This window comes from Candidatus Palauibacter australiensis (assembly GCA_026705295.1).
In the GTDB taxonomy this organism is placed as follows: Bacteria; Gemmatimonadota; Gemmatimonadetes; order Palauibacterales; family Palauibacteraceae; genus Palauibacter; species Palauibacter australiensis.
Genome location: JAPPBA010000022.1, coordinates 14,175 through 31,801 on the forward strand (window position 1 = coordinate 14,175; position 17,627 = coordinate 31,801).

The window sequence follows — 17,627 nt, forward strand, 5'->3', positions numbered from 1 at the left end:
CCGGGCAGCGCGAGGCAGACCGTCCGTCAGGCGGGCCTCGCCCACTCCCTGAGCGGAATCACGTCGACGGGATCGCCGGCGCCTATGGCGTCGGTCCCGACGGGGATCGCGAGCAGCCCGTCGGCCAGCATCGACCCGAGGTTCCCCGAGCCCTGCGGGCCGCTCAGGCGGGCCGTGAGGGTGCCCGACTCGGCGGATCCGACGACCACGCGCAGGAACGAGAGTACGTCCCGGGGCCCGCGCAGGTCTTGGGCCGCGACACACCGCAACGGGCGCCGGCAGGGGCGCGCGAAACCCGCCATCTTGCGGATCGCCGGCCGCACGAGGGTCTCGTACGTGACGAGCGCCGAGGCCGGATTGCCCGGGACGCCCCAGAACGGCCGGCCGCCGAGCAGGCCGAAGACGGCGGCGCTGCCGGGGCGCATCCGCACGCGCCAGAAGAAGCGTTGGAAGCCGAGCTCGTCGAGTACCTGCTTCACGTAGTCGTGTTCGCCGACGCTCACGCCGGCCGCGGAGACGATCGCGTCGCAGGACTCGGCCCGCGCGAGACAACGGTGCAGGTCGCCGGGGTCGTCCCGGGCGATGCCGAGCGGCACCGGCTCCGCCCCGGAATCCGCGAGCTGGGCGGCCAGTGCGTACCCGTTCGAATTCATGATCCGCCGCCCGGCGCGCACCTCCTCGAATTCATCGAAATCCGCGAGTTCGTCTCCGTTTGCAAGCACGCCGACGCGGGGTCGCCGGCCCACGTCCACCTGCTGGAGGCCGGCCGTCGCAAGCAGCGCCACCGCCGCCGCTCCAAGCTCCTCGCCACGCTCCACCATCGTGTCCCCAGCCTGCACATCCTCCCCGAGGAAGCGGATGTGCCGCTCTCCGTCCGCGTCGTCGAATATGCTCACGCGCACGCCTGGACCTCCGTCCGTGTGCTCCACGCGCACGACGCCCGTGGCGCCCTCCGGTACCGGCGCCCCCGTCATCACGCGCGCCACCGAGCCGGGCTCCAGCGGCCCGCGCGGAAAGGCGCCGGCCGGGATGTCGTCGGAGATCGGGAGGACCACGGGCCGTTCCGGGCTCGCGCCGCGGACCTCGTCGATTCGCACGGCGAAACCGTCCATGGCGCTGTTGTCCCACGGCGGGTGCGGGGCGACGGCTTCCGCGCCGCGTGCGAGCGAGCGACCGAGGGCGGCAGAGAGCGGAACGCGTGCCGTTTCCAGCGGCGACACGGCGTCCAGCACGAGAGCGAGGGCTTCGTCGAAGGAGATCCAGTCGGCGTCGTTCATGGCTCGGCTAGAAGTAGTACCAGATGGAGATGCTGAACTCCGGGTTGTGGCCCCAGACGGAACCCCGCGGCGCCGGCGCCCCGGAGGCCTCGAACAGATCCAGCGTAGTGCCGAAGAGAAATCCGTCCGGAGACGTCACGCGGACCAGGTAGTCGCGGACCTCGAAGCCGATCCCGATCGTCTCCGACGGGAAGACCTCGAACCCCAGCCCCACGAAGATGTGCGGCGCGGTGGAGATGTCGTACCGGAAGGGTTCGAGCGCCTGGTCGGCGAGGAACTCGGAGGCGCCCTCGTCGACCCCGAACACGAAGCCGGCGCCGATGAGCCCGTAGGGGTGGATCCCGTTCCACGTCCGCGCCCCGGTGAGGCCGATCTGCGCGCCGAGATCGGCCCGCAGCCAGCCCGCGGCGACGGTGTCGACGACCATCGGTCCGGCCTCGTCGAGGACGTCCAACGTCCATCGGTCCGCCGCCCCGTACGTGGCTCCCAGCTCGAGAGAGAGGGGACTCGATGCCCGGACGCGCATTCTGACGCCCCCCACGGCGGTAGGCCCCTGCGCGAACTCGAGCCGCCCCCGGTTCCCCGCGTGGTGTCCTCCGAAAAGGCCGACGCGGAAGCCCTTCTCGCGCCAGCGAAAGGGTGAATCGATGCGTTCCGCCTGCGCCTCGAGCGTCGACGGAACTGCGGCGAGCAGGGCGAGTCCGACGACGAAGATCAGTCTGTTTGACACTGGGTTGACGCGAATTCCATATCTTGGGGTGAGTCGGATCTCGAAACGGAAACGGCCCCGTCTCACGAGTCTCACGACGGGGTCGCTGCGCAAGGAATGTAGGTGGAGGACCGGGTCCTTACCAGAAAAACGTCTCGTCGCGGTCGCTTGCGACGGCCGCTTCTCCTGCCCGTCATCCTGGCGTGTGCGTACGGGCCGCCCCCCGCCGCCGCGCAGGTGCGCGAAGTCGTCATCGACGGCGAGGTCTTCCGGAGGACGGCGGACGGCCGCCGGCTGGCGGAACTCGCGCTGCGCACACCGGTCATCCTCAGGCGTACCGAAGGGGTCTGGGCGGAAGTCGAAATCGAGGGCTGGGTCCCATCCGGCTCGATCGCGCCGTCCACGCGCGAGGGCCACAACGGCGTCATTTCCAGCCGGGGAGGCGAGCGTCTCAGATCCGAGCCCGCCGGATCCGTGACCGGGTTCCTCCTCGAGGGCTTTCTCGTCGACCGACTGGAGGAGCGGGCGGAGTGGAGCCGGATTCGTCGCTCGGGCTGGGTACGGGAGGCCGCGCTCGGGGCGAGCGACGCGGCCGCTGTCGAAGCTGGCGTGCTGGCCGGCGTCTCGGCCGCCGCGCTGCGCGCGAACCCGGACGAGTATGCCGGCGCGCGCCTCCGCTGGACCGTCCGGTTCCTGTCGCTGGAACGGGCCGAACCGGAGCGGATCGACTTCTACGAGGGGGAACCCTTCCTGCTCGCGCGCGCGCCCGATCCCGGGGACGGTCTGGTCTACATCGCCGTCCCGCCGGAACTGCTGGCGGTGGTGGAAGAACTCCGGCCCCTCCAGACCCTCGACATGCTCGTGAGGGTCCGGACGGGCCGGTCGGCGCTACTGAGGGTCCCTATACTGGATCTGCTCGCGCTCTACTGAGCCGAATCCCGTCCCGGGCCCCTTCGCAACGGGGCCCGGTGGGGGGGGAAGGGTCGCTACCGGTTCCCCTGGTTCCCCTCGCTCTCGGCCTCGTTGAGGAAGGCTTCGGCCTCCATGAGGCCGGCGTGCGCGAGACCGCTCCACAGAGCCGCGACCTTCGCGTACGCTTCGGCGGCGAGAACCGCGTCGCCGCTGGCGGCGTGCGCCCGGGCCAGGCCCAGGAGCGAACGCGGCCGGTTGGGCATCCGCAGCAGCGACATCTCGAACTTGCCGACTGCCTTGTCGGGCATGCCGAGCTCGAGCAGCAGCTCGCCGTAGAGTTCGTGCAGCGGCTTGACCGGGCTCGCCGAGCCGCGCGGCGGCGCCATGCTCATGACCTCCGCCTCCGCCTCGTCCATGAGGCCGGTCGCCACGTCGGGATGCCCCATCGCCGCGTGCCGGAGCGCTCCGACCTGCTTGTGCATGACGTGGGTGTAGCCCTCGCCGTCCGACAGCTCCTTCAGGGCGGCCTCCGCCTCGGTGACGGTCGCCTGGTCGCCCATGCGGTGGGCGCTGAGTCCCGTGGCCAGGAGTTCGTGCGCCGGGGAGTCCTCCGTAATCGGCTGAGTCTCCCACTGCTCGGTCTCGACGATGTAGCGCGCCTTGAGGAGCGAGACCGCGTTCTGCGCCCGCGCGATGCCGGCCGCGCCGCGGGCCCCGCCCGTCGTCGCGAAGCCCTCGTTGTCGACCATGTCGGCGAGGCGATCCATCCACAGCCGCGCCTTCTCGTAGTCGCCGCGCTGCAGGTCGCCGTACTGGCCCCAGTCGAGCGAGTGCACCGCGTCGCCCACCGCGTCGCCGGGTTGCCACAGCTCCTGCGCCACGTCGTAGGCAGACTGGTTGTTGCCGGACACGCGTTCCCACATCCCGTGCTGGATGAAGATGTGCGTCGGCATGTGCCGCGCGTGGGAAACCGCCGGGGCGATGTCCGCGAAGGCGTAGGCCGCGTCGAGCGCCAGCGGCGCCATGATCGGGTTGTCGAACGAGTGGATCGTGTAGTGCGCCGCGCCCGGGTGCATCGGATTCTGATTGAACAGCTTGAGCGCGATCGTGCCCGCCATCACGTTCCAGCGCTGGCTCAGGTCGCGCGTCGCCGCCGTCGCCCCGAGCAGCGAGAGCGCGTAGAAGGCTGCGATCTCCGGGTCCTCGGGATAGGCTTCGTACAGGTCGCGCATCGCCTCCATGTACCCGACGCGCCGCTCCGTGTGGTCGGCCTCGCCCCACAGGATCTCGACGGCCTTCAGGAAGCCCTTCTCCCGGTCCGTCGGTGCCTTGGCCATGCGTTCGGCTGGCGTCTCGCCCAGTCTCTGCAGCGCCTTCCTCGGATCCGTCGGGTCCATCTGGGACACGAGCGGGTGATTGTAGGCGAGCGACTCGCCCCAATAGGCCATCGCGAAGTCGGGATCCAGTTCCTGTGCCGCGTGGAACTGCTCCCGCGCCTGCTTCCAGCCGAAGCTGTGCAGGATCGCCACGCCCCGGAGGAAGTGCTGCTGGGCCTCGCCCGTCGCGGAGGTCGGGAAGGTGATCGATCCGACCTCGTCGAACTGTGCCTCGACCTGCGCGGGAACCGTCGACAGCATCGCGCCGAGGAGGAACGCCGGAAGCATCATGGACCATCTTTTCATCGTACTATCCCTCTCAGGAAGAAACGCCGGCCTGCCTCGTCCGGCATTGCGCTGAAGTTACGGTGTCAAAACCGGAAGCGGGCGGCAAGGCGTCACGCCGGGTCGCGGCGTCGCCCGCCGCCTCACGCGTCCGGAAGTTCGTAGTCGATCGTCAGCGTGTGCGCTCCGTCGCCGTCGACGGCGATCTCGACCGAGCCCGTGAGTCCCTTCAGATCGCCGGTCGCCGAACCCGGCACGATCTGTCCGCCCGTCCGTTCGCGGCCATCCGCGCTCAGCCCCCAGTGCTGCATGACGAACGTCCCTTCCCGTCCGCCGAGCGCCCCCCGCACGACCTCGCGGGCGATGTAGCCCGCTCCCGCGGTGATATCCGCCACATCCGCCTGGCACATGAGGAGCCGGGCCTCGCTCTCGGCCACGAGATCCCCGCTGAACCGCTTGAGCACGGTGGCGTGCGAGAGGGTCGGCCCCCCGGCGCCGGACTCCGGTTCGCCCTGGTCCCAGCCGGTGACGTCGAAGGAGGCGACCGCGCGCGCCATGCCGGGCTTCTCTGTTACCGCGTTGCCGCCGGGCTCTCTCCTAGAGCTCCGCGACGGCGTTGGACAGGTTGTCGAGGGCGCGCTTCACGAGCGTGCGCGAGGTCGCGATGTTCATCCGCATGTGCCTCTCGCCCCCGGTCCCGTAGCTGGGCCCGTTGTTGAGATAGATGCGCGCATTCTCGGCCAGCCAGCGCTGCAGGACGCTCTCGGGCGACACCGGCTGCGCGGCGGTGCGGTTCTCATGGTCCGCCTTTCCCTGCGCGTCGATGCGGTCCATCAGCCCGCCCATGTCGAGCCAGGCGAGGAAGGTGCCCTGCGCCTTCGTGTACTTCACGCCCGGCACGTTCTCCCGAATGTAGGACTCGGTGAGGTCGTGGTTGCCGTCGAGGTAGACGAGAAGCTGGTCGAGCCATTCATCGCCCTCGTTGTTAGCGGCGCGGGCGGCGTACATGCCCAGCGTGCTGAGGTCCGCGCGCGTGTACGGGCGCAGGCGCGCCATGAAGGCGGGGTTGGTCGAGAAGTACCAGGCGACCTTGTTGGCGGCGAGGCTGAAGGTCTTGCTGTTGGATTTGAAGGTGACGCTGTTGTCGACGATCTTCGGGTCGAGGCTGGCGAACGGCGTGTACTTCTGTCCCTTCGTCACGAAATCGCAGTGGATCTCGTCGGAGAGCACCGGCACGCGGTGCTCGAGACAGATCTCGCCCATGCGCGTCATGTCCTCCGCCGACCAGCAGTTTCCGGTCGGGTTCTGGGGGTTGCAGAGGATGAAGGCGTGGACGCGCTGCACGCGGCGCTCGAAGTCGTCCCAGTCGATCTCGTAGACGCCATTGACGACCTTCATCTCGCTGTCCTCGGCGACATTGCGCGCGAAGCGGAGGTCCGAGTAGAAGCCGTTGTAGGTGGGGGTCGTCATCAGGACCCGGCTGCCGGGAGGGGCGAAGGTGTGCAGCCCCGCGATGATCCCCGGATGGACGCCGCTGGTCCAGACGATCGTCGATGGGTCGATGTCGAGGTCGTAACGGCGCTGGTTCCAGGCCACGACCGCGTCGGTGAAGGAACTGTCGCGGTGCTGGTAGCCCCAGTTCTCATGCGCGGCGCGCTCGGCGATCGCCCTGGTGATGCAGGGTGCGGCGCGGAAGTCCATGTCGGCGATCCCCATGCCGACCTCGAGCTCCGGGCCGAACTGCTCGATGGCGCGATCCCACTTTACGCAGTCGGTCCCGCGGCGGTCGTAGACCTCGTCGAAGTCGAATTCCTCGCGGGCGCCGCCGAACGCGGCGGGGGCGACATCGGTCGCGGCGACCTCGCTCGCGAGCGCCGAACGCGCGCCCACGGCGCCCAGAACGGCGGTGGCTCCCGTGCTCTTCAGAAACGCCCGACGGTTCAGACCGTGATTCCGCAGCATTTGCGCGCCCTCCTCGGAATTTTCCCTCGCGGCGGATCGAGACCGCCAATCCGATTCACGGTGGTCGAAACGTTCGGCTCTGGCAAGACGAGGGGCGCAGGGCGTCGCCCCGGCGGGCGCTCAGCCGAGTCGTTCGAGGCGGGTCGCGCTCTCGGACACGCCGGCTTCGACGTTGGCGGCGCGGTACAGGTCCCGGGCCTCGATCCATAGCAGGCGGGCCTGGTCGGGATCGTCCTGGGCCTCGCACAGGATGGCCGCGGACCGCACGGCATTGGCGACATCGAGCGGCGGGGCGGCCGGATCCGCCCGGTACGCGGCCAGCGATTCCGCGTAGCATCGTGCCGCCTTCGTGAGGTCGCCCAGTTCCCGGAGGACGTCCCCCAGGTGACGCACGGTGTGGGCGAAGGCGAGCGGGTCGTCCCCCTGGCGGCAGAGGGGGACGGCTTCCAGGTACAGAGCGACGGCCGCGCGCGCTTCCCCCCTGTCCCGCTCGACGTTCGCCTGCCCGTGAAGGGCGCGGGCGAGCGCGAGCGGATCCTCGCCGCGGCGGGCGAGCGCGACGGCCGCCTTCGTGTGCCGCATCGCATCGTCCGGCCGGTCCTCCAGCCGGGCGGTCATCCCCTTCCGGACGAGCGACTCGACGACGTCGCGGAGCGCCGCGCCGGTTTCCGGGTTCACGTTGTCCGTCATCGTGTCTATCCTCTTCGTGGAACCGGAGCCGAGGAGTGGCCGCTCAGGATCCGCCAGCCTCCGGTCTCGTGCGCCCAGATCATCGTCACGGCTCCGCCGAAGCCGAAGGCCGACCCGTCGGCGCCCGTGAAGGTGCTCTCGAAGCGGGCACGGACGTGGGCAAGTCCCGGCGCCAGCGCCACGACATCCGTATCCCGGTAGTCCGTCCGGATGCGCGTCTCCGGAGGAAACGCTCCGAGGGCGGCCCGGACATCGGCCGCGCTCCGATACTGGAGTGCGCCGTTCTCGTAGAAGCGGAAATGCGGGGATTCGGAGTAGAAGTCGCCCACGGCCTCCCAGTCGGCCGCCGTCCCGAGGTCTCGGAACTCCTGCAGCGCCGCCGCCACGCTGTCGCGGATCGCCGCGGCATGTGGTTCCGTCAACGAGGCGGGGGCCGATTGGCATCCGAAGCCCAGCCAGATGGCGAGGCCGGCCAGATACACGCCTGGCGGCAGGCGGGGATGATGCGGGCGCGGCTGAAGCCTCACTTGTCCTCCCGTGTCAGGGTGGTTCGATGGTGCGGCCGAGGTTGCGGGCCGCCGCAACGTAGACGTGCCCGGCGCGTCGCGCATACCCGCTTGCGGAGTGTCGTCGGGGGGGTCCAGCTTGCACCTTCGCCCATCCCCACCTCGTCCCGGGAGTTCGATGATGAGGATCTTCCGCACCTTTCCCGTCCTCTTCGCTCTGATTTCGGCGTCGGCTGACGCCGTGCCTCCGCCGCTGGCCGCCCAGGATGAGGAGGAGCAGGTCGGACTCGACCTCCCGCTGGGGTACATCCTGCCCGATGCGACGGTGCAGGCGCTGTTCGCGACCGACCCCAACTACGCGACGCTGGACCACGTCAGTCCGGATGGAGATCACTTCGTCGTGCCGCTCTCCACGGAGCTTTCGACGCTGGCCGAGGTGGGGGAAGAGACGCTGCGGCTCGGGATGCTCGAGATCCGGGCGCGTACGGACCGCCCGTGGCACCTCGACATCTACGGCCTGTACGGCTTCCGATTCTACTCGCTGAGCGAACGCACCTACATCGATGTGGACCTGCCGGACGGCATCTATGTGAGCGACCTTACGTGGTCGCCGGACGGGTCGCGGCTCGCCTTCCTCGCGCACCTCGAGGAGCGCACGGAAGTCTGGGTCGCGGACACGGGCGACGGGAGCGTGACGCCGGCTGGCGACGTACACGTGATCACTTCCATCGGGACCGCGTCGCGGGGCCAGGGATCCGCGCCTTCGCGCATGCTGCAGTGGACGCCTTCGGGCTCGGTCCTCACCCTCGCGGCCCCGGCGGACCGCGGATCCCCGCCCGTGTCTCCGGCGCTGCCGTCGGGCCCCACGATCCGCCACACGCGGGCGGAGGCCACGCCGACGCGCACGATGCCCTTCCTGCTCGAGGACGAGCACGGCGCGGACCTGTTCGAGTACTACACGCGCAGCCAGATCGTGGAACTGACGCCTGGCGGCCCCGCGCGCGCGGTGGGCGAGCCGGGCATGTACGAGTCGCTGTCGGTGAGCCCCGACGGGCGGCACGTGATGGCGACGCGCCTCGCGCGTCCCTTCTCCTACATCGCGAGCTACACCGGCTTCCCGCGCGTCACGGAGGTCATCGAGGTGGAGAGCGGCGACGTGCTCGCCACGCTGGAGGAGCGGGATCTGCGGGAAAGCGCACGCGGCGGCGGATCGGGCGGGGACCCGCGCGACTGGACGTGGCGTCCGGACGGGAGCGGGATCTCCTACCTGCAGCGCGCGGAGGCCGACGACGGGGAAGACGGAGAAAACGGGGCGGACGGGGACGACGACCGCCCCGACCGCATCATGCGGCTGCGCGCCCCGTTCGGCGACGGCGATGCGGAGGTCGTGGCCACCAGCGACGACCGGATCTCGGGCGTCACCTACTCCGCGGACGGCCGCCACGCCTTCGCCGACGTGCGGCGGGATGGCGATGCGGCGCTCGTACACTACGGGCTGGGGGGCGCCGACCCCGAGGGACACACCCTCGTCCCGTTCCACGACCTGGGCGACGCGGTCGAGTTGCCGGGCGATCTCCTCACGGGCCGGACCGGGAACGGGCTCGAGTACGCCCGGGTGTCTTCCGGCGGGGAGAGCGCCTACCTGCGCGGCGACGGGTGGAAGGAGGACTTCCGGCCGCAGCCCTTCGTCGACCGGCTGTCGATTCCCGACGGAGCCACCGAGCGCCTGTTCGAGGGCTCGCGGGACAGCTTCGACCGGCCGCTCGTCCCGCTCGACGCCGATCTCGAGCGCATGGTCGTGAGCCGGGAAGGGAAGAACACGTTCCCGGACAGTTACCTGTGGACCCGGGACGGCGGGATGGAGAACCTGACGCGGAACGAGGATCCGTTCCCGCAACTCACCGCCGCGCGCCGCATCGACTTCGAGTTCACGCGCCGGGACGGGCTGGAGATCCAGGGGCGGGTGTCGCTCCCCGTCGATTACGTCGAAGGCACGCGGGTGCCCGCCGTCTTCTGGACCTATCCGCGCGAGTACCGGAGCGAGGACGACTTCGACAACGCGACGATCCGCGCGCGCAACCACAACGCGTACACGAACCTGACGTGGCTGCGCTGGTCCGACATCTGGCTCACGCAGGGGTACGCGATCGTCTATCCCGATATCCCCATCGTGGGCGAGAACTACAACGACTATTACATCTCGAACATGGTCGACGGGATGTACGCCGCGATCCGCGCGGTGGACGCGCTCGGCGTCGTCGACATGGACCGGATCGGGCACGGCGGCCACAGCTACGGCGCCTTCGCGACCGCGAACTTCCTCGCGCACACGCCCTTCTTCAAGGCGGGGATCGCGGGGGACGGCGCCTACAACCGCTCGCTCACGCCGATGGGGTTCCAGGCCGAGCCGCGCGACATCTGGGAGGCGCCCCACGTCTACATGGAGATGTCGCCGTTCTTCAAGGCGGACCAGATCAACACGCCGCTCCTCCTGTACCACGGCGCGGACGACAACAACTCGGGCACCTATCCCATCCAGTCGAGGCGCATGATCCAGGCGCTCACCGGACTCGGGAAGACGGCGGCGCTGTTCGAGTATCCCTTCGAGTCGCACACGCCGCGCGCGATCGAGAACAACCTCGACATGTGGGCCCGCTGGATCGACTGGTTCGACCGCTACGTGAAGGGTGAAGCCGGCGAGGGCACGCACACGACGACGGAGGGCGGTCGCGGGTAATGCGGAGGCGGGTAATGCGGAGGCGGGTAACGCGGAGAGTGCGTGAGGCGGCATGCCGGTGAAGCCGGTTCCGGCCGCGGTCGCGGGTCTCCTTGCGGGCCTCGTCGTGGGCGGCGCCGTCGGGATCGCACTCGGCGGCGGGGGCGGTACGGCTTCAGGAACTGACGGTGAGGCCGCGGATCTGCTGGCGGGGATGGCGGCGCGGCAGGACGAGCGGCTCGGGCGGCTGACGCAGGAGGCGGGCGAATCGGCCCAACTGCAGCGCGAACTCGCGCTCGCGCTCTTCTACCGCCTGCAGGAGTTCCGGCGCTTCGGGCTCGAGGGGCAGATCGTGACCTGGATCGTGCCGGGCGCGTCGGCGGGCTCCGGCGACCCGCTGGGTGGCTCGCTCGCCGGTGCGGTGCGCCTGCCTCAGTTGGCCGCGGACGCGGCGACGCGGGCGGAGTGGAGAGCCGTCTCCGATCGTCTCGCCTCGATCGGGGCCGAGGTGGACCCCACCGTGTTATCCGCCTTCGAGGCGGTGCTCGGGTTCGTCGAGGGCCGTCCCTGGCCGGAGGGTTCGGGGCTGGCGGCGGCGGTCGCGTCGGGCTGGGCGGATCCCGAGACGGTGGAGGCGTGGCTGTCCTTGAACCGGGCCCTCGTCGGCCGCGCGGATGCCATCCTCTCCGGATTCTGAGCGCCTCTCCCGCTTCATGACTCGCCTTGGCAGCTCGCGGCGAGCGACCGCGTCGCACCCGTCAGGGGCCGCCGGGCCGCGGGTCGCCGGGCTCCGGGTCGCAGGCGGTTGCGCCTCCAGCGCGCCGCCGGCCGCGGCCGTCGCCTGCGTGCTGCTGACTGCCGCGGTTGCTTGCGGCCCGCCGGACTTCTCCGCGCCTGCGCAGCCCGGCGCGTGGACGGACGTGCCCGGCGCCCGCTGGCGGCCCCTCGTAGTGGAGGGCGCCGACGCTGGGTTCACGCCCGTTCCGCTTTCGTGGTCCGGCGTGGACTTCGGCAACGCGCTCTCGGACGCGAGCTTCCTCGAGAACCAGATGCGGGGCAACGGCTCGGGCGTGGCGGCGGGCGACGTGAACGGGGACGGGCGGCCCGACATCTACCTGGCCCGCCTCGAGGGCCCGAACGCCCTCTACATCAACCTCGGAGACTGGCGGTTCCGTGAGGCCGCGGCGGTGAGCGGGGTCGCCGCGGCGGACCGGTTCTCGACCGGCGCCACCTTCGGGGACGTGGACGGAGACGGCGACCACGACCTCCTGCTCACCTCCATCGAGGGCCCGAAGTCCGTCTTCCTGAACGACGGGTCAGGGCGGTTCACCGAGGCGCCGGAGGCCGGACTGCGGGACTCGCGCGGCGGGATGTCGAGTGCGCTGGCCGACATCGACGGAGACGGCGATCTGGACCTCTACCTCACGCGCTACAAGAGCCGCTCCGTCCTCGATCTCTTTGCCGGGGACGAGGTCGCCTTCCCGAATACCGTGCGACGCGTGGGGCGGGAGTTCGAGGTCGTGGAACGCTTCGCCGATCACTACGAGCTGGCGTGGCGGGCCGACGGCGTCGTGCGGCTCGAGAAGGGGGAGGCCGACGAACTCTACCTGAACGAGTTCGACGAGGACGGGAGCGACGGTGGCGGCTTCCGGCACGTGCCGTTCTCCTCCGGCGCCTTCCTCGACGCCGACGGCGCACCGCTGGGGACCGCCCCGACCGAATGGGGGCTGGCGGCCCGCTTCGGGGACCTGGACGCCGACGGCGACCCGGACCTCTACGTCGCGAACGACCTGCACAGCCCCGACCGGCTGTGGATCAACCGGGGGGACGGGACCTTCCGCCCGCCGCCGCCCCACGCGCTGCCCACGACGAGCGCCTCCTCCATGGCGGTGGACTTCTCGGACGTCGACCGGGACGGAGACGCGGACGTGTTCGTGCTCGACATGCTGGCCCGCGACTCGCGCTCAAGGAAGACGCAGGACCCGGTGTCGCGCGTGGAGCACACGCCGCCCGGCGAGGCCGCGGGGGCGCAGCAGGTGAACCGCAATACGCTGCTCGCCAACCGGGGGGACGGCACCTGGGCCGAGGTCGGGCGCCAGGCGGGGGTCGAGGCGTCCGGGTGGTCCTGGTCGGCCCTCTTCCTCGACGTGGACCTGGACGGTTTCGAGGACCTCCTCATCCCGAACGGCCACATCCGGGACCTGATGGACGCGGACACGCAGATCTCCATCCGCGAAGCGGGCCTCTCGGGCGAGCGCGAGTCCACTCTCCTGTACCGTCCCCTGCCGCTGCCCAACGTGGCGTTCCGGAACCTGGGCGGGACCGGGTTCGAGGAGGTGGGGCGCGCCTGGGGCGTGGCGCCGGAGCCGGACGTGTCGCACGGGGCGGCGCTGGCGGATTTCGACGGGGACGGGGACCTGGACGCGGTGGTGAACCGGCTCGAGAGCCCGGCGCTGCTGCTGCGCAACGATGCCGCGGCGCCCCGGCTCGCCGTCCGCCTGCGGGGAGAGGCGCCGAACACGGCCGGGGTCGGCGCCACGGTGTGGCTCGAAGTCGAGGGTCTGCCGCGCCAGACGAAGGAGGTCGCGGCGGGCGGCGGCTATCTCTCGGGTTCGGAGGCGCTCGTCTCGTTCGCGATGGGGGAGGCCGCCGAGGGCACGCTGGGCGTGGAGTGGCGCGGCGGGGGCCGGTCGCGGGTGCGCGTCGATGGCCCGAACCGGCTGTACGAGATCTTCGAGGTGGAGGCCTCCGGGCAGGAAGCGTCCGGCGCGGGAGCCGTCGCTCCGCCACCCGCCCCGGTCGCGGCGCCGTGGTTCGAACTGGACGAGAGCTTCGGGCCGATCCACGACGAGCCGCCGTTCCCCGAGGTGGCGCGCCAGCCGCTCCTCCCGCTGCGGCTGTCCCGCATGGGGCCGAGCGTGGCGTGGCACGACCTGGACGGCGACGGGGACCCCGACTTGCTCCTGGGCTCGGGCGCCGGCGCGGCGCCGGTGCTGTTCCGGAACGACGGGGGGGCGCTGGTCCGCGTGACGCTGGCGGGCCCGCGCGCGCCCGTCGACCAGGCCGCGGTGATCCCGCTTCCTTCAGGGGACACGGCCAGGGTGCTGCTCGGGCTGTCCAGCTACGAGGCGCCGCCGGCCGAGGTGACGCAGGTGCCGGCCGTCGTGTCTGCCGAGTGGCCGGGGGCCGCGATGGCGGGCGTGGCGGTGACCCCGCTCAACCGCGGCGTCGCGCCGGGCTCATCGGGGTCGGCGGGCCCGCTGGCCGTCGCCGACTACGACCTCGACGGACGGCTCGATCTCTTCGCGGGCGCGCGGGTCATGCCCGGCGGCTACCCGCTCTCCGGCCCCTCCCGGGTGTTCCGGGGCCGTCCGGGCGGCGGCTTCGAGGAGGACCGGCGGGACGCGGCGGCCTTCGAGCGCCTGGGCATGGTGACCGGGGCCGTGTTCACGGACTACGACGTGGACGGCGACCCGGATCTCGCCGTCTCCATCGAGTGGGGCCCCGTGCGGCTGCTCAGGAACGATCGGGGGCGCTTCTCCGACGTCACGGAGGAGGTGGGACTCGGCGAGCACCCCGGGCGCTGGAACGGCGTGTCCGCGGGCGACTTCGACGGCGATGGACGCCCGGACCTGGTGGCGGTCTCCTGGGGGGACAACACCGAGTACCGCCCGACGCCCGGGGCCCCGCTCGAACTCCATTTCGGGGACGTGGACCGCAACGGCACCCTCGATCTCGTGGAGGCGCAGCGGGACGAACGGCTCGGCGCGTCCGCGCCGCTGGCCGCGCTGGGCCGGCTCGCCGAGCACATCCCGCCGGTGGGCGGGCGCCTGCCGACGCGCGCCGCCTACGCCGAGGCAGACGTGAGCGAGGTGCTGGGCGCGTGGCCGGAGGGTCGGCTGGAGGCGGCGGAACTGCGGCACACGGTGTTCCTGAACCGGGGCGACCGCTTCGATGCGGCGCCGCTCCCGCCCGAGGCGCAGCAGGCCCCCTCGCTCGGAGTCCTGGTGGCGGACGCCAACGGCGACGGCCGCGAGGACCTGTTCCTGTCCCAGAACTTCTTCGCCACCGACGAGGACACGCCGCGCTACGACGCGGGACGGGGGCTGTGGCTCGAGGGCGACGGGCGCGGCGGGTTCCGCCCGGTCCCGGGACAGGAGTCGGGGGTCGCCGCCTACGGAGACCAGCGCGGCGCCGCGGCCGCGGACATCGACGGCGACGGCCGCCTCGATTTCGTGCTGGGGATCAACGGCGGCGCGGCGCGACTGTTTCGCGGCGCCGGAACCTCGCCCGGCCTGCGGGTCCGCGTCGCCGGGACGGCGGAGAACCGCCACGGAATCGGAGCTGTCCTGCGCGTGGTGTACGCCGACGGCCTCGGCCCCGCGCGCGAAGTGAGGGCCGGATCCGGAACCGGCTCCCACGACGACCCCGTGCAGATCCTCGGCCTCTCGGGCGACCCCCTGGCGATCGAGGTCCGGTGGCCCGGAGGCGCCGTCGCGCGCGTCGAGGTCCCCCCGGGCGCCCGCGAAGTAACCATCGGCCCCCCGTGAGGAATTGAATTGCAAGACCGACCGGCCCGCAGGATGTCTACCTGGTAGGTATCGTCCGCTTCAAGTACTGGTCGAAGAGCGGCACCGTGAAGGCCGTGTCGCCGTGGGCCGGGCTGTAGATCATCCCCTTCTTGATCAGGTTCGAACGCGTGGGCGCGACCGTCTGCACCGGGCGGCCGAGGGCGCCCGCGATCTCCCCGGAGCGGTGCGGACCCGGGCCAAGCTCGGCCATGGCGCGCAGGTATCGCCGCTCGAACGGGGTCGTGCGCTCGAAACGTACCCGGAAGAAGGTGCTGTCGAGTTCGCCGATGGCGACGGGCGAGGCTGCCACCACATCGGAACGCGTCACTGTTGGACCGTCGGCCACCGTCCAGCAGGCGCTGCCCCATTCCTGAAGGAAGTAGGGGTATCCCTCCGTCGTGCGCAGGATTACTTCGAGGGCGGCGGTGGAGTAGGCGACTCCGAGACGGTTCGCCGGTGCCTCGAGGGCCTGCCGCGCCGGGCCTTGCGGAAGAGGACCAACCTCGGGGAAAGAGAACATGCGCTCGGCATAGGACTTCGCGACACCGACGTGGCCCACGAGTTGAGGCAGGCCGGATCCGATGAGTGTGACCGGCAGCCGACGCTGTGCGACCCGGTGCAGGGCCGTTATGAGGGCGGCGAGTTGTGTCCGGATCGAACACTGACAGGCGGCTGTTGGACGGATCCGTGACCCAGAGGCGACCCTGCGGATCGAAGCATGAGTCCGTGCGCGTCGCGGAATTCCCCGGGACCCTCTCCCTCGCCCCCGTGGGTGGCCCGGTCTAGGGACCGGTGCCGGTGCTTTACAACAAGTTGGCGGCCCAGTTCACGACGGTCTCGGCCAGGTAGACGTTGGGAAGGCGGCTCCCGGCTTGGGCGAGATTGCTCCGCGCGCGGTTGAGCCATTCGCGGGGATCCGTCGAGGGATGACGCTCAGGCGGCGTCATAAATCACTCGGCCTTCCCGGAGCGCCGGCTTGATGACGAGGAGGTCGATGTCGCTGTGCGGGCCCATCTCGTTCCGGGCGGCGGAGCCGAAGAGGATGACTTTTTCCGGCTGAGAGACGGCGACGATCCGCCGGATGATCTCGTCCAGCGTCGAGTCATCGACCGAGCACCCGCCGTTCTGCGTCGCCGGCTGTTTCGCGTCAGCCATACTCGCCTCCATCAGACCGTTCACGGACGCGCGGACTTCGCGAGCGCGTTCCGAACAAGATAACAGGGCTTTGGGGGTGAGGGGCGTGAGGCGGTCATGCTGAGGCGGTGCGGCGAGCGAGGCGGGCGTCGAGGCTGAGGCGGTCGTCCTCGAACAGGAGGAGGACGATGACGAGCAGGAGCGTGCGCGGGATCACGTGCGCGCTGAAGACGTAGAGGGGTTCGGCGAGCAGGTGGCCGAAGGTGACGAGGATGAGGACCCCGCCCAACCCCAGCGCGGCGATCCGGCGCCGCCAGCCCGCCAGCATCAGCGCCCCGCAGACGAGTTCGATGAACGGGATCGCGATCCCGGCGGCCCACAGCGACCAGGCGGGGAGGAACGTGTCGGCGTAGGCCTCCACGAACAGGCCCCGCGCGTGCTGGACGGCTCCGAGTTCGAACACCTTCCAGAACCCGGCCATGAAGAAGATGAAGCCGAGGATCATCCGCGCCACGAACGCGGCCCAGCTCCTCGGAGCGAGCGCCGCTTTCGCCTTCAACTCCCGGTTCATGAGTCGAACCTATCCGGATTCGACCGGACCGGCGACGGAGCGAGGTCTAGCAGCCCGTGGCAAAAGCCCTGCTGCGTTCGATCCCCCGGAGAGCGACTGGGCCGCGTACCTCGGCGAAGAGCGCCGACGGGTGGCGACGCTGCGCTGGTAACGCTCGGACCGGGTCGCCCTGCTCCCCGCCGCAGCCTAGTTCAGGCCCGCGGCTTCGATGCCCGCTTGCGCGCAGATGGCGTCGTTGGCACCGGTGTCGCCGCTGACCCCGATGCCGCCGATGTGCTGGTCGTCATCGGTCATGATCGGCAGCCCGCCCTCGAAGTAATTCATGCCGGGAACGAAGGCGGCGGCGGAGACGCCGTTGCCGAAGGCGATCTCGCCCCACTGCTGCGTCGACCGCGGGCTCAGGGCCGAGCTGCGGGCCTTGGCCATCGAGATGTCCTGTGACAGCAGCTGCGCGTCGTCCATCCGGTGGTAACCCTTCAGGTTGCCGTGGTTGTCCATGATGGCGATGTGCATGCGCCACCCCTCCTCCTCCGCCTTGGTCAGGCAGCCGTGAATCATGGTCATGGCGGCGGCGCTGGTGAGCATGGGACGGTCCTCGACCTGGGCGGCGGCGGGGATGGCCGTCAGCGCCGGGGCGACGAGACAGAGAATAACGAAACAGCGACGGGCACGCATCGATTCTCCTCCAGAGGTTGGTGTTGAAACAAGGATCGGCTACTGGTCGGTTCGTGGCGGAATCTCGGTGTTTCGCCCAAGCACCGATAGAGGATCGGTGTCAAGTCCAAGCGAGGATAGCCGGCCGACGCTCTCGGCTGGAAGACGGGCAGCCGTTAGTGAAACTCCGTGAAACTCTTCTGCGCGCCGCCCCGGACTGAGGTGGCCGGGCCGTCGCTGGCAAGCTCCTCGGCCTCTGGGCCG

At 70.6% G+C, this 17,627-nt stretch carries 14 protein-coding genes and 1 pseudogene; 4 read left to right on the forward strand and 11 right to left on the reverse strand.

The genetic code is table 11. The features are described from left to right. Positions 1-26: 26 nt before the first annotated feature. Together OXN85_01535 and OXN85_01540 are read right to left on the reverse strand one after the other, a co-directional pair. Positions 27-1,277 (reverse strand): molybdopterin molybdotransferase MoeA, encoded by a 1,251-nt coding sequence (locus OXN85_01535; GenBank protein ID MCY3598643.1) that lies wholly within the window; start codon positions 1,275-1,277, stop codon positions 27-29. Positions 1,278-1,284: 7 nt separating this feature from the next. Continuing rightward, positions 1,285-2,007 carry a hypothetical protein gene (locus OXN85_01540; protein ID MCY3598644.1) on the reverse strand — a complete coding sequence of 241 codons (723 nt, stop codon included), beginning with the start codon at positions 2,005-2,007 and terminating at the stop codon, positions 1,285-1,287. 147 nt (positions 2,008-2,154) lie between these two features. On the opposite strand from OXN85_01540, the gene OXN85_01545 reads away from it, so the two are divergent. Further along, on the forward strand, positions 2,155-2,916 hold the full coding sequence (locus OXN85_01545; protein MCY3598645.1) for a hypothetical protein: 762 nt from the start codon (positions 2,155-2,157) through the stop codon (positions 2,914-2,916). Positions 2,917-2,972: 56 nt separating this feature from the next. On the opposite strand, the gene OXN85_01550 is transcribed toward OXN85_01545, so the two are convergent. The 5 genes from OXN85_01550 to OXN85_01570 form a co-directional block, all read right to left on the reverse strand. Further along, complete coding sequence (locus tag OXN85_01550) at positions 2,973-4,580, reverse strand: hypothetical protein (protein ID MCY3598646.1); 1,608 nt, start codon at positions 4,578-4,580, stop codon at positions 2,973-2,975. Positions 4,581-4,702: 122 nt separating this feature from the next. Beyond that, on the reverse strand, positions 4,703-5,116 hold the full coding sequence (locus tag OXN85_01555; GenBank protein MCY3598647.1) for a DUF3224 domain-containing protein: 414 nt from the start codon (positions 5,114-5,116) through the stop codon (positions 4,703-4,705). A gap of 40 nt (positions 5,117-5,156) precedes the next feature. Further along, positions 5,157-6,521, reverse strand: a complete 1,365-nt coding sequence (locus tag OXN85_01560; protein MCY3598648.1) for an aminotransferase class I/II-fold pyridoxal phosphate-dependent enzyme — start codon at positions 6,519-6,521, stop codon at positions 5,157-5,159. A 120-nt stretch (positions 6,522-6,641) separates the two neighbouring features. Next, entirely contained in the window at positions 6,642-7,211 is a 570-nt protein-coding gene (locus OXN85_01565; protein MCY3598649.1) for a tetratricopeptide repeat protein, read from the reverse strand. 5 nt (positions 7,212-7,216) lie between these two features. Continuing rightward, positions 7,217-7,633 (reverse strand): nuclear transport factor 2 family protein, encoded by a 417-nt coding sequence (locus tag OXN85_01570; protein ID MCY3598650.1) that lies wholly within the window; start codon positions 7,631-7,633, stop codon positions 7,217-7,219. Positions 7,634-7,895: 262 nt separating this feature from the next. Here OXN85_01570 and OXN85_01575 point away from each other — a divergent pair, with 262 nt between their 5' ends. From OXN85_01575 to OXN85_01585, 3 genes are all read left to right on the forward strand, one after another. After that, the gene (locus tag OXN85_01575) at positions 7,896-10,454 is read left to right on the forward strand and encodes a prolyl oligopeptidase family serine peptidase (protein ID MCY3598651.1); all 2,559 of its coding nucleotides are present in this window, start codon (positions 7,896-7,898) and stop codon (positions 10,452-10,454) included. Positions 10,455-10,506: 52 nt separating this feature from the next. Next, a complete protein-coding gene (locus OXN85_01580; GenBank protein ID MCY3598652.1) occupies positions 10,507-11,130 on the forward strand; it encodes a hypothetical protein in 624 nt (207 codons plus the stop codon). Between the two features lie 148 nt (positions 11,131-11,278). Then, complete coding sequence (locus OXN85_01585; protein MCY3598653.1) at positions 11,279-14,983, forward strand: FG-GAP-like repeat-containing protein; 3,705 nt, start codon at positions 11,279-11,281, stop codon at positions 14,981-14,983. A 37-nt stretch (positions 14,984-15,020) separates the two neighbouring features. Here the strand turns inward: OXN85_01585 and OXN85_01590 are convergent. From OXN85_01590 to OXN85_01605, 4 genes and pseudogenes are all read right to left on the reverse strand, one after another. Next, positions 15,021-15,650: pseudogene (locus OXN85_01590) on the reverse strand (ATP-binding protein). Positions 15,651-15,937: 287 nt separating this feature from the next. Then, positions 15,938-16,159 carry a nucleotidyltransferase domain-containing protein gene (locus tag OXN85_01595; protein ID MCY3598654.1) on the reverse strand — a complete coding sequence of 74 codons (222 nt, stop codon included), beginning with the start codon at positions 16,157-16,159 and terminating at the stop codon, positions 15,938-15,940. A 94-nt stretch (positions 16,160-16,253) separates the two neighbouring features. Beyond that, entirely contained in the window at positions 16,254-16,709 is a 456-nt protein-coding gene (locus OXN85_01600) for a DoxX family membrane protein (GenBank protein ID MCY3598655.1), read from the reverse strand. Between the two features lie 186 nt (positions 16,710-16,895). Then, complete coding sequence (locus tag OXN85_01605) at positions 16,896-17,384, reverse strand: heme-binding protein (protein ID MCY3598656.1); 489 nt, start codon at positions 17,382-17,384, stop codon at positions 16,896-16,898. Positions 17,385-17,627 lie beyond the last annotated feature (243 nt).

Bases quoted from the DNA above. Each gene is read 5' to 3' on its own strand.
- OXN85_01560 (MCY3598648.1), bottom strand. From the start codon at position 6,521: ATGCTGCGGAATCACGGTCTGAACCGTCGGGCGTTTCTGAAGAGCACG.
- OXN85_01555 (MCY3598647.1), bottom strand. From the start codon at position 5,116: ATGGCGCGCGCGGTCGCCTCCTTCGACGTCACCGGCTGGGACCAGGGC.
- OXN85_01600 (MCY3598655.1), bottom strand. From the start codon at position 16,709: ATGAACCGGGAGTTGAAGGCGAAAGCGGCGCTCGCTCCGAGGAGCTGG.
- OXN85_01595 (MCY3598654.1), bottom strand. From the start codon at position 16,159: ATGGCTGACGCGAAACAGCCGGCGACGCAGAACGGCGGGTGCTCGGTC.
- OXN85_01535 (MCY3598643.1), bottom strand. From the start codon at position 1,277: ATGAACGACGCCGACTGGATCTCCTTCGACGAAGCCCTCGCTCTCGTG.
- OXN85_01575 (MCY3598651.1), top strand. From the start codon at position 7,896: ATGATGAGGATCTTCCGCACCTTTCCCGTCCTCTTCGCTCTGATTTCG.
- OXN85_01565 (MCY3598649.1), bottom strand. From the start codon at position 7,211: ATGACGGACAACGTGAACCCGGAAACCGGCGCGGCGCTCCGCGACGTC.
- OXN85_01580 (MCY3598652.1), top strand. From the start codon at position 10,507: ATGCCGGTGAAGCCGGTTCCGGCCGCGGTCGCGGGTCTCCTTGCGGGC.
- OXN85_01605 (MCY3598656.1), bottom strand. From the start codon at position 17,384: ATGCGTGCCCGTCGCTGTTTCGTTATTCTCTGTCTCGTCGCCCCGGCG.
- OXN85_01550 (MCY3598646.1), bottom strand. From the start codon at position 4,580: ATGAAAAGATGGTCCATGATGCTTCCGGCGTTCCTCCTCGGCGCGATG.